Source organism: Kineococcus rhizosphaerae, from assembly GCF_003002055.1.
Taxonomy (GTDB): Bacteria; Actinomycetota; Actinomycetes; order Actinomycetales; family Kineococcaceae; genus Kineococcus; species Kineococcus rhizosphaerae.
This window is the reverse complement of sequence record NZ_PVZF01000005.1, coordinates 83,800-96,822: the sequence shown is the minus strand read 5'-3', so window position 1 is coordinate 96,822 and position 13,023 is coordinate 83,800. Positions and strand designations below refer to the sequence as shown.

Genomic DNA, 13,023 nt, shown 5'->3' with positions numbered 1-13,023 from the left:
CTGCGTCGCGGACCGTCGTCGGGGACGGGTACGGTCGCGGCATGGCTGACTCCGTGACGCTGAAGCACGCAGGTGGCGAGCTCGATCTGCCCGTGACCCCTGCCACCGAGGGCGCCGCCGGCTTCGGCATCGGCAGCCTCCTGAAGGAGACCGGGCTGGTGACCCTGGACTCGGGGTTCACCAACACGGCGTCCTGCACGTCGGCGATCACCTACATCGACGGCGACGCGGGGATCCTGCGCTACCGCGGGTACCCGATCGAGCAGCTCGCCGAGCACTCGACGTTCGTGGAGACGAGCTTCCTGCTCATCCACGGTCACCTGCCGTCGGAGAGCGAGCTCGCCGACTTCACCGCCCGCATCCAGCGGCACACCCTGCTGCACGAGGACCTCAAGCGGTTCTTCGACGGGTTCCCGCGCGACGCGCACCCGATGCCCGTGCTGTCCAGCGCCGTCAGCGCGCTGTCGACGTTCTACCCGAACTCCCTGAACCCGTTCGACGCCGAGCAGGTGGAGCTGTCCACCGTCCGGCTGCTGGCCAAGCTGCCCACGATCGCCGCCTACGCGCACCGCAAGTCCCTGGGCCAGCCGCTGCTGTACCCGGACAACCGGCTGGGCCTGGTGGAGAACTTCACGCGCCTGGCGTTCGGCAACCCGGCCGAGGACTACGAGCTGGACCCGGTGCTCGTCAAGGCGCTGGACCAGCTGCTGATCCTGCACGCCGACCACGAGCAGAACTGCTCGACCTCCACGGTGCGGCTCGTGGGTTCGGGCCAGGCCAACCTGTTCGCCTCGGTCTCGGCCGGCATCCACGCCCTGTCCGGCCCGCTGCACGGCGGGGCGAACTCGGCCGTGCTGGACATGCTGGAGTCCATCAAGAACTCCGGCGACGACGTCGACACGTTCATGGCCCGGGTCAAGAACAAGGAGAAGGGCGTGCGCCTGATGGGCTTCGGCCACCGGGTGTACAAGAACTACGACCCGCGCGCGGCCATCGTGAAGAAGACCGCCGACGAGGTGCTGTCCAAGCTCGGCAAGCGCGACGAGATGCTCGACATCGCCATGCGGCTCGAGGAGATCGCGCTGCACGACGACTACTTCATCGAGCGCAAGCTGTACCCGAACGTGGACTTCTACACGGGCATCATCTACAAGGCCATGGGCTTCCCCACGAAGATGTTCACCGTGCTGTTCGCCCTGGGCCGCCTGCCCGGCTGGATCGCGCAGTGGCGCGAGATGATCAACGACCCGGCCACGAAGATCGGCCGCCCCCGCCAGGTGTACGTCGGCGAGGGCGCGCGCGACTACGTCGGCATCGAGGGCCGCTAACCGCCGAGCCGGATCTGGACGCCGCCCCGGGGCAACCCGGTGGCGGTGCCCACCCACCCCCGGCCCGAGCTCGACCGCGTCCAGCGCGAGCCCTGCACGCTCACCTCGGTGATCTGGTAGCGCTCGGCGCCGGCCACGGCCCAGCCGCCGACGGCCCACGCGAGCCGCTCGGCGTCGTCCCCGTCGAGGGTGAAGGCCAGGGCGCGTCCGCTCGTGCCGGCCACGACCCGCGGCGTCGCGGTCGTCACCTCGGTCGTCGCGGCGTCGGCGACGCGCTGGGCCGTCGGGGTCAGCCGCTCGTCGTCGCCGGCCTCCTGCGGGGTGGTCACCGGCCGCAGGTGGCAGGTGAAGCCCCCCGGCGTGTTCCCGGTCAACGCCGAGGCGACCAGGCGCGCCTCGGCCTCGTGGTCGCCGTAGGCCAGCGGGAACCCGCTGCGCTGCACCCGCTGCGCGGCGTCGGTCACCGGCAGGTCGCGGTAGCCGTCCACCTTCACCAGGGCGTCGTAGAAGGCGTTCGTGGCGAAGACGGGGTCCTGGACCTGCTCGGGCGTGCCCCAGCCCTGCGAGGGCCGCTGCTGGAACAGCCCCAGGGAGTCCCGGTCGCCGTGGTCGAGGTTGCGGATCCCCGACTCCTGCACGACGGTCGCGATCGCGATCGTCGCGGCCCGGGCGGGCAGCCCGCGGCGCACCGACAACCCGACCACGGTGGCGGCGTTGGCCGCCTGCTCGGGCGACATCGACGTCGAGTCCGGACCGACGGTGGCGGAGCAGCGTTCGCGCACCGCGGGGGCGTCCGGGCTGCGGGTGACCCACACGACGCCGCCCGCCACGACGACCGCCGCGGCGGCGAGCGTCGTGACCAGGCGCAGGCGGCGGGTGCGCCGGGTGCCGGGGGAGGGTCTGCGTGGTCGGGGGGGTCTGCGGGTCGCCACCTCAGTTCGCGTGCAGCGCCGCGTTGAGCTCGACCTTGACGCCCCTGCGCGGCAGCGCCTCGACCTGCCCGGTCATCGAGTTGCGGCGGAACAGCAGCCCGTCCGCGCCCGACAGCGTGCGGGCCGAGACCGTCTGCTGGACCGTGCCGTCCTCGCCGAGCAGCGAGACCTTGGTGCCGGCCGTGATGTACGTCCCGGCCTCCACGACGCAGTCGTCGCCCAGGCTGATGCCCGTGCCCGAGTTCGCCCCCAGCAGCGTGCGCTCGCCGATGCGGACGACCTCCTTGCCGCCGCCGGACAGCGTCCCCATGATCGAGGCGCCACCGCCCACGTCGGACCCGTCGCCCACGACGACGCCCGCCGAGATGCGGCCCTCGACCATCGAGACGCCGACCGTGCCGGCGTTGTAGTTGACGAACCCCTCGTGCATGACGGTCGTCCCGGCCGCCAGGTGCGCCCCGAGGCGGACGCGGTCGGCGTCGGCGATGCGCACGCCCGTGGGCGTCACGTAGTCCGTCATGCGGGGGAACTTGTCGATGCCGAAGACCGTCACGGGCCCGACGTTGGCCTTCAGCGCCAGCCGGGTCCGTTCGAAGTCGGCCACCGCGCACGGGCCGTGGTTGGTCCACACCACGTTCGCCAGGACCCCGAAGATGCCCTCGAGGTTCGCGCCGTGCGGGGCGACGAGCCGGTGGGAGAGCAGGTGCAGGCGCAGGTAGGCGTCCGCGGTGTCCCGCGGGGCCTCGTCGAGGTCGATCTCGACGGTCAGCACGCGCTGCTTCGTGCGGCGGTGGATGTCGTCGTCCTCCAGGGAGGCCAGCTCGGCCGGCACGCCGTACGAGCTCGTCGAGGCCGGGTCGCCCAGGGCGGGGAAGGGGAACCAGACGTCGAGCACCGTGCCGTCGGCGGCGTACGTCGCCAGGCCGTGGCCCCAGGCCCGGCGGGTCTCGTGGGGGCTGCGGGGGTCGGTGCTCTGCGCGCTCACCCGCCCGACCCTACAAGCGCGGGCGCGACGGGCCCACGGTCCGTCCGGGCGCGTGGCTAGGGTGAGTCGCGTGAGCGTCCCCGCACCCGTCCTGGACCTGGCCGACCCCGCGATCGACGTCGTCGAGCTGACCCGGCGGGTGTGCGACATCCCCTCGGTCAGCGGCGACGAGCGGGCGCTGGCCGACGCCGTGGAGTCCGCGGTGCGCGCCCTGCCCGGCCTCGAGGTGACCCGGGACGGGGACGCCGTCGTCGCGCGGACCGTCCTGGGCCGCGGCGAGCGGGTGCTGCTGGCCGGCCACCTCGACACCGTCCCGCTGACCGACCCGCCCAACCTGCCGGTCCGGCGCGAGCAGCACCCCGTCGACGGCGACGTCCTCGTGGGGCGCGGCACGTGCGACATGAAGGGCGGCGTCGCGGTGCAGCTGGCCCTGGCCCGGCGCGTGGCCGCCGCGGGGGCGGCGAACCGGCGCGACGTCACGTTCGTCTTCTACGACCACGAGGAGGTCGAGGCGGCCAGGAACGGCCTGGGCCGCCTGGCCCGGCACCGTCCCGACCTGCTCGCGGCCGACTTCGCGGTCCTGCTCGAACCGTCCTCGGGGATCGTCGAGGGCGGCTGCAACGGCACCCTGCGCGCCGAGGTCACCACGACGGGCACGGCCGCGCACTCGGCCCGGCCCTGGCGCGGGCACAACGCCATCCACGACGCCGCGCCCGTGCTGGCCCGCCTCGCCGGGCACGTCCCGCGCGAGGTCGACGTCGAGGGGCTCGTCTACCGCGAGGCCCTCAACGCCGTCCTGATCTCCGGCGGGATCGCCACCAACGTCATCCCGGACCGCTGCGTCGTGACCGTCAACTACCGCTTCGCCCCCGCCGTGGACGCCGCCGGGGCCGAGGCGTACGTGCGGGAGGTCTTCGCGGGCTTCGACGTGCGGGTCGTCGACGCCGCCGACGGCGCCCGCCCGGGCCTGCACCTGCCGGCCGCCGCGGACTTCGTGGCCCGCACGGGGACCGCGCCGCTGCCGAAGTACGGCTGGACGGACGTCGCGCGGTTCTCCGCCCTGGGCGTGCCCGCCGTCAACTACGGCCCCGGCGACAACGCCACCGCCCACGCCGACGACGAACGCTGCCGCACGGCCGAGGTCGAGCAGTGCCTCGAGGTCCTGTCCGGGTGGCTGCTGGGAGCGGGCGCGTGAGCACGATCTGCCTGTACGGCAGCGCCTCGGGCGGCATCGCCCCCGCGCACGTCGAGCTCGCCGCCCGGGTCGGGCGGCTCATCGGCGAACGCGGCCACGACCTCGTCTACGGCGGGGGCGGGACGTCCGTGATGGGCGCCGCCGAGGCCGCGGCCCGCGCCGCCGGGGCCCGCACGACCGGTGTCATGCCGCAGGCGCTGCTGGACCTCGAGCTGCCGCCGGACGGGCTCGGGGAACTGGTCGTCACCGACGACATGCGCCGGCGCAAGGCGGAGATGGACGCCCGCGCGGACGCCTTCGTCGTGCTGCCCGGGGGCCTGGGCACCCTGGAGGAGCTGTTCGAGATCTGGGTCGCCCGGACCATCGGCATGCACACCAAACCCCTGGCCGTCCTCGACTGCGACGGGCACTACGCGGGTCTGCGGACCTGGCTGGAGGGCCTCGTCGCGCGCGGGTTCGCCCGGCCGCTGGTCTTCGACGTCATCCACTGGACCGACGACCCCGCCGACGCCCTGGACTTCCTGGAGGCCGCACCCCGCGAGCGCGTGACGCTGCCGAGCTCGGAGATCGTGGGCTCCTTCGCCGAGTTCCCCACCGACGGCCCCGGCGGTTCGGGGGCCCCCGCGCAGGGGGCGGGGGGGAGCGCGCCGTGACGCTCGTGCTGCTGGTCCTGGTGCTGCTCGCGATCGGCGCGGTGGTGGCCGTGGTCACCGGCCGCATCAGCGGGGGGATGGGCCCGGCCACCTCCACGCGCCCCTACCGGGGACTGCCGGAGGGGCCCGTCACGGCCTCCGACGTCGACGCCGTCCGGTTCTCCCTCGGGGTCCGCGGCTACCGGATGGACGAGGTGGACGCGGTGCTCGACCGGCTGCGCGAGGAGATCCGCGAACGCGACGACGAGCTGGCCGCCTGGCGCAGCGTGGAGGACTGAGACGTGAGCACCGGCAGCAGGAGCGTCGACTTCACCGCCACCGCGGTCGTCCCCGGTCGCGTGCGGCACGTCTTCGACGTCCTGACCGACTGGCCCCGGCAGACCGCCTGGGTGCCCGCCACCGTCGTCGCCCGGGCCGAGGGCACGCCCGTGGGGGCCGTGGGGGAGCGCTTCGTCGCCACCTCCAGGCTCGGCCCGTTCACGCTCGTCGACGCCATGGAGGTCGTCTCCCGGGTCGCGCCGGACGTCGCCCGGGGCGTCGACGGACGGGTGGGCATCGTCAAGACCGGGGACGTCCTCGGCGGCACCGTCGACCTCGTCGTGCGCTCGCTCGGGCCCGGGCGGGTGGGCGTGGAGTGGACCGAGCGCATCGTGGTCCGCCGGCCCCTGCTGGCCCGGCTGGCCGGCTGGGGCGGGCCGCTGCCGGCCCTGGCGGGCCGCCTCGCGTTCGAAGCCGTCCTGCGGCGGGCGGGCGACGACCTGCGCTCGCCGTCGTGACGGCGCTGGAGGCCCGGACGGGACCGTCCTGGCGCTCCCGCGCCCTCTCGCGGCTGCTGCTGCACTGGCTGCGGCTGCCCGCCCCCGCGCGCGTCCTGGCCGTCTACGCCCTCGCCCGGCTGTTCACCGCCGTCGTGCTCGCCGAGGTCGCCCGCTTCCAGGTCGCCAGCGACTGGACGTCCGAGCACCCCGGGTACGGCGGCATGCTCGGGCTGTGGGACGCGACCTGGTACCGCCGGATCGCCGAGGACGGCTACCCGCGCTCGGTGCCGCTGGGCGCCGCGGGCGACCCGCAGCAGTCGGCGCTGGCGTTCTACCCGCTGGCCCCGCTGCTGGCCCGGGCGCTGATGACGACGGGCCTGTCCTTCGAGGCGGCCGGCGCGACCGTCTCCCTGCTGACCGGGGCCGGCGCCGCCTGCGGGGTGCACGCGCTGCTGCGCCGGGTGCTGGCCCGGCGCACGAGCGCGACGCTCGCCCGCCGCGGGGCGTGGGCCGCGACGGTCCTGTTCTGCGTCTCGCCGCCCGCGCTGGTCTTCCAGGTGCCCTACACCGAGGGCCCCGCCCTGGCGCTGCTCGTGCTCTTCCTGCTGTGCCTGGTCCACGGCCGGTACGCCCCCGCCGCCGCGGTCGCGGTGCTGCTGGGCCTGACGCGCCCGGTGGCGGTGCCCCTGTCGGTCGTCGTGGTCGTGCACCTGGGCCTGCGCGCGTGGGCGGGGCACCGGGCCGGGGCGCACCTGGGTGGGCGGGAGGCGCTGCGCTGCCTGGGGCTGCTGGCCGCCTCGGGGGCCGCGGGCCTGCTGTGGCCGTTCCTGGCCTGGCGGCTGACCGGGCAGCGCGACGCGTACACCGCGACGATGGGGGCCTGGCGCGCCGGCGGTGAGGTCGTGCCCCTGGAGCCCTGGTGGGGCGTCTCGCAGTACGTCCTGGGGCCCGCCGGGCCGCTGCTGCTGATCGCGGCCGTCGTCGCCTACGTGGCCTGGGTGCTCTCGCGCCGCGCCCGCGTCCTGGGGCCCGAGCTGCGGACCTGGTGCCTGGCCTACGTGGGGTACCTGCTGCTCGTCCTGGACCCGTTCACCAGCCTCTTCCGGTACCTGATCTTCCTCTTCCCGCTGGGCGCACTCGTCGCGACCCGGCCCGGGCGCCGGCTGCCGCTGACGGGCTGGGTGGTGTGTTCGCTTGCGCTGCAGGTGGTGTGGATCGCCTGGCTGTGGCGCTTCTCACCCCCGGCGGACTGGCCGCCGTGATCCGGGCGTGACCCGCCCGTGATCGTCGGCGTGCCCCTGGACCCGATCGGGGTCCGCCGTGGGGGATGATGTACCCCAACACGTCGGCCCTCCGGGTCCGGCGCGCACGAGAGACGACGAGAGGGAGCACGCCGATGGCGGCCATGAAGCCGAGGACCGGGGACGGTCCGCTGGAGGTCACCAAGGAAGGGCGCGGCATCGTCCTTCGGATGCCGCTGGAAGGCGGGGGCCGGCTCGTGGTGGAGATGACTCCCGACGAGGCCAAGGCGCTCGGAGAGGCCATCACCTCGGTCGTCGGCTGAGGTACCAGCGTGGGGCGGGCACCGGTGACGGTGCCCGCCCCGAGCCGTCTGCACCACCGGAGCGAGAGTCGGGACCCCTGTGAGCACCTCCGTCCAGTCCGAGCGCCAGTCCGAGCGCGTGCCTGAGCGCGTGTCCGTCCCCGCGGTCGCCGCCGCGCCCGACCTGCGCCGCTGGACGCCGCCGGTCGTGGAGGTCCGCCGCGGCGGCGTCGTCGGCGCCGACCTCGCCGGGCTCGACGTGCTGGCCGTGCCCGTGGCGGCCGGCGAGGGCGCCGACGCGCCGCTGCAGCCCCGTCCCGGCGCCGCCGACGCCGCCGTCCGGTACGGCATCGACCTCGCCGCGGTCTGCGCCGCCGAGGACGTCACCGGCGCGGTGGCGACCACCACCCGCTTGCCCGTGCCCGCCCCCGAGGGCAGCCCGCACCGGCTCGTCGTCGTCGGGGTGGGGGACTCCTCCGTGACGGCCCTGCGGCGCAGCGGGGCCGCGCTGGCCCGCGCCACGGGGTCCCGCGACGTGGCGACGACGCTGGCCGACGGCGTCGGGTCGGCGGGCACGCGCGCCTTCGTCGAGGGCTTCGTGCTGGCCTCGTACTCCCCGCCCGTCAGCGGGCGCAAGGCCGCCGCCAAGGACGAGGCCGACGGCGGCGCGCGGCGGCTGGTCCTGTTCGGCGACGTCGACGTCGCCGACGTGCGCCACGCCGAGGTGAGCGCCGGGGCGACCGTCCTGACCCGCGACCTCGCGGCGACGCCGTCGAACCTCAAGGACCCTCGGTGGATGACCGAGGAGGTCCGCGCGCTCGCCGCCGAGCTGCGGCTGAAGGTCGAGGTCCGCGACGAGGCCCGGCTGCGCCGGGAGGGCTTCGGCGGGCTGCTGGCCGTCGGCGCGGGCTCGTCCTCGCCGCCGGCGCTGGTCCAGGTGGGCTGGACCCCCCGCGCGACGCCCGGGGCGCCGCACGTCGTCCTGGTCGGCAAGGGCATCACGTACGACACCGGCGGCCTGGGCATCAAGCCCCGCGAGTCGATGGTCGCGATGAAGACCGACATGGCCGGGTCGGCCGCGGTGCTGGCCGTGGTGGCCGCCGCGGCGCGGCTCAAGCTGCCGGTGAAGGTCACGGGGCTGCTCGCGCTGGCCGAGAACGCCTTCGGCGCCTCCTCCTACCGGCCCGGTGACGTCGTGACCCACTACGGCGGGCGCACGACCGAGGTGAACAACACCGACGCCGAGGGGCGGCTGGTGCTCGGCGACGCCCTCGCCTACGCCGACGCCGTGCTGGCCCCCGACGTCCTCGTCGACGTCGCGACCCTCACCGGTGCGGCCGCGCTGGGGCTCGGCAAGCGCCACGCCCCGCTGTACTCGCCCGACCCGGCCCTGGTCGACGAGCTCCTCGCAGCCTCGGCCGCGACGGGCGAACGCCTGTGGCACATGCCGCTGGTGGAGGACTACGCGGCGGCCATCGACTCCGACCTCGCCGACGCCCGCCAGGTCACGACGACCCCCGGCCACGGCGCCGGCTCGATCGTCGCGGCCCTGTTCCTGCGTCCCTTCGCCGGCGCCCGGCGCTGGGCCCACCTGGACATCGCCGGCACCGGGCGCGCCGACGGTCCCGAGCACGAGGTCACCCGCGGTCCCACCGGGTTCGGGGCGCGGTTGCTGCTGGAGTGGCTGGAGACCTCGGTCGCCGCTCGCTGAGACCGGCGGGCCCCGGGCCTAGGAGTGCTTGACGGCGACGAGCAGGCCGTCACCGGAGGGCAGCAGCGTGGGGAACCAGTTGCCGTCCTCCAGCACGACCCGGGCCACCTCCCGCAGCGCGACGGTGGAGGTGTCCCGCACCGCGGGGTCGACGACCCGGCCCTTGAACAGCGCGTCGTCGACGACGAGCACCCCGCCGACGCGCAGCAGGCGGTGCGCCTGCTCGAGGTAGGCGGAGTACTCCCGCTCGTCGCCGTCGAGGAGCACCAGGTCGTAGGCGCCGTCGGTGAGGCGGGGCAGCACCTCGAGGGCGCGGCCGTTGATGAACCGGGCGCGGTTGGTGCGGATGCCGTCGTCGGCGACGGCCTCACGGGCCGCGCGCTGGGCCTCGCCGTCCGAGTCGATGGTGGTGACCACGCCGTCCTCGCCCATGCCGCGCAGGAGGCTGAGCAGGGAGACCCCGGTGCCCGTGCCGACCTCGACGACGGTGCGGGCCCCGCCCGCGGCGGTCAGCACGGTGAGGGTGGCGGCGACGCCGGGGGAGACGGGCTCGAGGTCGAGGTCGGCGGCACGCTCCCTCGCCCGCTGCAGCACGTCGTCCTCGGGGACGAACTGCTCGGCGTAGGCCCAGCTGGCGGGCTGCTTGCTGGTCGGGCGAGACGAAGACGTCGGCACGTGCGCAATCTAGTGCACGCGCGTGATCTCACCCGCCGTGCTCGATCCGTCGCACGCCGTGCAGACGATGTCGAGCAGCGGTGCGCGGACCGTGCACGACCCGTGGACCGCGCCCACCGCGTCACGCCCGGGAACCGCGCAGGTCAGACCTCCGTTGGACCCTTCGACGCCGACCGGCTGGTTCTGGCGGCGCAGGCTGGCCGAGACGATGGGAGTGGGAGACCATGGGAGCAGTGGCGGTGCCGTGCGCGGCCCCCTTCCCCGCCCGTTCCAGGAGGAACACCGTGAACGACGACACCGGCGAGACCGCCGGGCGTTCTGGCCTTCCCGCCGTGGACCCCGCGACCCTGTCGCCGGCGGTCGCGGCCTCGACGTGGGTGCCGCCCACGTGGGAGGAGGTCGTCCGGGACCACTCGGCACGGGTCTACCGGCTCGCGTACCGCCTGACGGGCAACCGCCACGACGCCGAGGACCTCACCCAGGAGGTCTTCGTCCGCGTGTTCCGCTCGCTGTCGAACTACCAGCCGGGGACGTTCGAGGGCTGGCTGCACCGCATCACCACGAACCTCTTCCTGGACCAGGTGCGCCGCAAGCAGCGCATCCGCTTCGACGCCCTCGCCGAGGACGCGAACGAGAAGCTGGCCAGCACCGACGTCGGCCCCGAGCGGGCCTACGAGCACCGCAACCTCGACGACGACGTCCAGCGCGCGCTGGACGCCCTGCCGCCGGACTTCCGCGCCGTCGTGGTCCTGTGCGACATCGAGGGCCTGTCCTACGAGGAGATCGCGGCGACGCTGGGCGTCAAGCTCGGGACGGTCCGCTCGCGCATCCACCGCGGCCGCGCGCAGCTGCGCGCCGCCCTGGCCCACCGGGCCCCGCGCCCCGCCGCGCCGGTCCAGCTCGCCTACGGCGAGGAGAACCGGTGAGCGGTCCGCACCTCGGACCGCGCGTCAGCACGCTCGTCGACGGCCGCCTCGCCGCGGACGTCGAGGCCCGCGCGGCCGAGCACCTGAGGACCTGCCCCGAGTGCGCCGACGCCGTCGAGTCCGAGCGGCTCGTGCGCGCCCGGCTGCAGGCGATGACCACGCCCGAGCTGTCCGAGGACCTCGTGCTGAGGTTGCTGGAGATCGGCGGCCCCAGCGGTCCGTTGCGCCCGCGCGACGCGCCCATGGCGAACCCGGCCCGGCCCGTCGTGGGGGTGGCGCCCCCCTCGCGGACCGACCCCGTCCGCGCCCGGTCCGGGCGCGGTCCGGCCGGCCGTGCCGTGCGCCGGGTGCGCCGCCGCCCCGTGGCCGCCGCCCTGGCCGGGACCTTCACGCTGCTGGGGGCCGGGATCGTCGGCGTCCTCGTGCTCGGCGGGGTGCCGACCGTGGGCAACGCCCCCGTCGCCGAGCTGCGCACCACCCCCTCGGCCTCCCCGACGACGTCCTCGACGCCGACGACCGGCCTGCCGGTCAGCCGGACCGTGCCGCCGGTCACGCCCAGCCCGGCCGGGCCGGTCGGTGCGACCGCCTCCGCGACCCCGTGAGCACCCCGCCGTCGGGCGACGGGTGGTCCCGGCCCCCGCAGGAGGGCTCCGAGCCCCCCGGCGGGTGGGCCGACCCGGCCGCTCGCCGGGACCCGTGGAGCACACCGACCCCGGGGCCGGCGAGCTCCTGGTGGCAGCCCGCGGACCCCGCGGGCGGGCACGACGCCTTCCCGCCCCCGGCGCCGGGCGAGCCCGCCACGGCCGTCGCCGCCGCCGCCCGGCCGCGCCGGGGTTCGCCCGCGCGCTGGATCGGCACGGGCTCCCTCGTCCTGCTCCTCGGGGTCGTCGGCGGCTTCGCGGGCGGTCTGCTGCAGGACGAGCTGTCCGACGGTGGCGGCACGTACCCCTCGGTCACCCTGCCCTCCCCGTCGGCCGGGTCGACCCAGCGCCCCGCGGGCACGGTGGCGGGCATCGCCGCGACGGCCCTGCCCAGCGTGGTCGCGCTGCAGGTCGAGGGGCAGGAGGGCAGCGGCACGGGGTCGGGCTTCGTCCTCGACGCCGGGGGCGACGGCGGCACGTTCGTCCTGACCAACAACCACGTCGTCGCCGGGGCCTACCGCGACGGGATCGTGGTGGTCCTGCAGAGCGGTGAGCAGATCCCCGGCACGGTCGTGGGCGCCGACACGTCCTACGACCTCGCCGTCGTGCGCGTCGACCGCACCGGCCTGACGCCGCTGCCCTTCGGGGACTCCGACGCGGTGGTCGTGGGGGACCCCGTCGTCGCGGTGGGAGCCCCCCTGGGGCTGCAGGGCACGGTGACCGAGGGCATCGTCTCGGCGCTGAACCGGCCGGTCACCGCGGGGGAGTCGGCCTCGGAGGCGTCCTACATCCAGGCCATCCAGACCGACGCCGCGATCAACCCCGGCAACTCCGGGGGGCCGCTGCTGAACTCCGCGGGGCAGGTCGTCGGGATCAACTCCGCGATCGCCTCGCTGCCCGGCGTGGACGGGCAGGCCCAGAGCGGCAGCATCGGTCTGGGGTTCTCGATCCCCTCCCAGCAGGCGCGGCGCACGGCCGAGCAGCTCATCCGGACGGGCCGGGCGGTCCACCCCGTCATCCGCGTCTCCCTCGACAGCACCTACACGGGGCAGGGCGTGCGGATCCTCGACGAGCCGGGAGCCGTCGCCTCCGGCGGCCCGGGCGACCGCGCAGGCCTGCAGCCCGGCGACGTCGTGCTGTCCATCGACGGGCGGCCGGTGACCGAACCGGCCGAGCTGATCGTCGACATCCGCGCTCGCGAACCCGGTGACGTGGTGACGTTGTCCGTCCGTCGGGGTGGAGAGACCGTGGACGTGCCCGTCACCCTCGACGCCGACGGTTAGGATCGCCCCGTGTTCGGCATCAACGGGGGCGAGTTCCTCGTCCTCCTCGTCGTGGCGCTGGTAGTCCTCGGACCCGAGCGGCTGCCGCACTACGCCGAGCAACTGGCCAGTCTCGTCAAGTCCGCACGACGCTTCGCCAAGGGCGCCCAGGCGCAGATGCGCGAGGAACTCGGCCCCGAGTTCGACGACATCGACTGGCAGAAGCTCGACCCGCGGCAGTACGACCCCCGCCGCATCGTGCGTGAAGCCCTCACCGAGGCGTGGAACGACGACGACGACGAACCGGCACCGAAGAAGGTGACGGCCAACGGGTCGGCCGGCGCGGTCGACCTCGGCAAGAAGCCGTCGGAGGCGAAGCCGTCGCCCGTCCCCTACGACGAGGACGCCACCTGA

The 13,023-nt window shown here is 75.2% G+C and carries 15 protein-coding genes; 12 read left to right on the top strand and 3 right to left on the bottom strand.

Going from position 1 to position 13,023, the window contains the following annotated elements; genetic code table 11:
* Positions 1–41 precede the first annotated feature (41 nt).
* On the top strand, positions 42–1,328 hold the full coding sequence (locus CLV37_RS11415; protein WP_106210350.1) for a citrate synthase: 1,287 nt from the start codon (positions 42–44) through the stop codon (positions 1,326–1,328).
* On the opposite strand, the gene CLV37_RS11410 is transcribed toward CLV37_RS11415, so the two are convergent.
* Positions 1,325–2,260, bottom strand: a complete 936-nt coding sequence (locus CLV37_RS11410) for a hypothetical protein (protein WP_106210348.1) — start codon at positions 2,258–2,260, stop codon at positions 1,325–1,327. The genes CLV37_RS11415 and CLV37_RS11410 overlap by 4 nt on opposite strands.
* A gap of 1 nt (position 2,261) precedes the next feature.
* Positions 2,262–3,245 carry a 2,3,4,5-tetrahydropyridine-2,6-dicarboxylate N-succinyltransferase gene (gene dapD / locus CLV37_RS11405; protein ID WP_106210346.1) on the bottom strand — a complete coding sequence of 328 codons (984 nt, stop codon included), beginning with the start codon at positions 3,243–3,245 and terminating at the stop codon, positions 2,262–2,264.
* A gap of 70 nt (positions 3,246–3,315) precedes the next feature.
* Here dapD and dapE point away from each other — a divergent pair, with 70 nt between their 5' ends.
* From dapE to CLV37_RS11370, 7 genes are all read left to right on the top strand, one after another.
* The gene (gene dapE, locus CLV37_RS11400; RefSeq protein WP_245885362.1) at positions 3,316–4,440 is read left to right on the top strand and encodes a succinyl-diaminopimelate desuccinylase; all 1,125 of its coding nucleotides are present in this window, start codon (positions 3,316–3,318) and stop codon (positions 4,438–4,440) included.
* Positions 4,437–5,093 carry an LOG family protein gene (locus CLV37_RS11395; protein ID WP_106210344.1) on the top strand — a complete coding sequence of 219 codons (657 nt, stop codon included), beginning with the start codon at positions 4,437–4,439 and terminating at the stop codon, positions 5,091–5,093. The genes dapE and CLV37_RS11395 overlap by 4 nt, the downstream gene beginning before the upstream one ends.
* Positions 5,090–5,371 carry a DivIVA domain-containing protein gene (locus CLV37_RS11390; RefSeq protein ID WP_211298576.1) on the top strand — a complete coding sequence of 94 codons (282 nt, stop codon included), beginning with the start codon at positions 5,090–5,092 and terminating at the stop codon, positions 5,369–5,371. The genes CLV37_RS11395 and CLV37_RS11390 overlap by 4 nt, the downstream gene beginning before the upstream one ends.
* 3 nt (positions 5,372–5,374) lie before the next feature.
* Positions 5,375–5,869 (top strand): hypothetical protein, encoded by a 495-nt coding sequence (locus tag CLV37_RS11385; protein ID WP_106210342.1) that lies wholly within the window; start codon positions 5,375–5,377, stop codon positions 5,867–5,869.
* Entirely contained in the window at positions 5,866–7,113 is a 1,248-nt protein-coding gene (locus CLV37_RS11380; protein WP_106210340.1) for a hypothetical protein, read from the top strand. The genes CLV37_RS11385 and CLV37_RS11380 overlap by 4 nt, the downstream gene beginning before the upstream one ends.
* Positions 7,114–7,247: 134 nt before the next feature.
* The gene (locus tag CLV37_RS11375; protein WP_106210338.1) at positions 7,248–7,415 is read left to right on the top strand and encodes a DUF3117 domain-containing protein; all 168 of its coding nucleotides are present in this window, start codon (positions 7,248–7,250) and stop codon (positions 7,413–7,415) included.
* A 130-nt stretch (positions 7,416–7,545) separates the two neighbouring features.
* Positions 7,546–9,105 carry a leucyl aminopeptidase family protein gene (locus CLV37_RS11370; protein WP_106210742.1) on the top strand — a complete coding sequence of 520 codons (1,560 nt, stop codon included), beginning with the start codon at positions 7,546–7,548 and terminating at the stop codon, positions 9,103–9,105.
* A gap of 18 nt (positions 9,106–9,123) precedes the next feature.
* Here CLV37_RS11370 and CLV37_RS11365 read toward each other — a convergent pair whose 3' ends face one another.
* Positions 9,124–9,780: an O-methyltransferase gene (locus tag CLV37_RS11365; protein WP_106210336.1), complete on the bottom strand. Its 657-nt coding sequence runs from the start codon at positions 9,778–9,780 to the stop codon at positions 9,124–9,126.
* A gap of 284 nt (positions 9,781–10,064) precedes the next feature.
* Here CLV37_RS11365 and sigE point away from each other — a divergent pair, with 284 nt between their 5' ends.
* From sigE to CLV37_RS11350, 4 genes are read left to right on the top strand one after another with little or no spacing between them, the layout of a single operon-like run.
* Positions 10,065–10,706: an RNA polymerase sigma factor SigE gene (gene sigE, locus CLV37_RS11360; protein WP_245885361.1), complete on the top strand. Its 642-nt coding sequence runs from the start codon at positions 10,065–10,067 to the stop codon at positions 10,704–10,706.
* A complete protein-coding gene (locus tag CLV37_RS28080; protein ID WP_211298575.1) occupies positions 10,703–11,308 on the top strand; it encodes an anti-sigma factor family protein in 606 nt (201 codons plus the stop codon). The genes sigE and CLV37_RS28080 overlap by 4 nt, the downstream gene beginning before the upstream one ends.
* Positions 11,305–12,630, top strand: a complete 1,326-nt coding sequence (locus tag CLV37_RS11355; RefSeq protein WP_211298574.1) for a S1C family serine protease — start codon at positions 11,305–11,307, stop codon at positions 12,628–12,630. The genes CLV37_RS28080 and CLV37_RS11355 overlap by 4 nt, the downstream gene beginning before the upstream one ends.
* Before the next feature lie 9 nt (positions 12,631–12,639).
* Positions 12,640–13,023 (top strand): twin-arginine translocase TatA/TatE family subunit, encoded by a 384-nt coding sequence (locus CLV37_RS11350; RefSeq protein ID WP_106210330.1) that lies wholly within the window; start codon positions 12,640–12,642, stop codon positions 13,021–13,023.

Coding starts and splice junctions, on each gene's coding strand:
- CLV37_RS11375 (WP_106210338.1), top strand. CDS start 7,248: ATGGCGGCCATGAAGCCGAGGACCGGGGACGGTCCGCTGGAGGTCACC.
- CLV37_RS11415 (WP_106210350.1), top strand. CDS start 42: ATGGCTGACTCCGTGACGCTGAAGCACGCAGGTGGCGAGCTCGATCTG.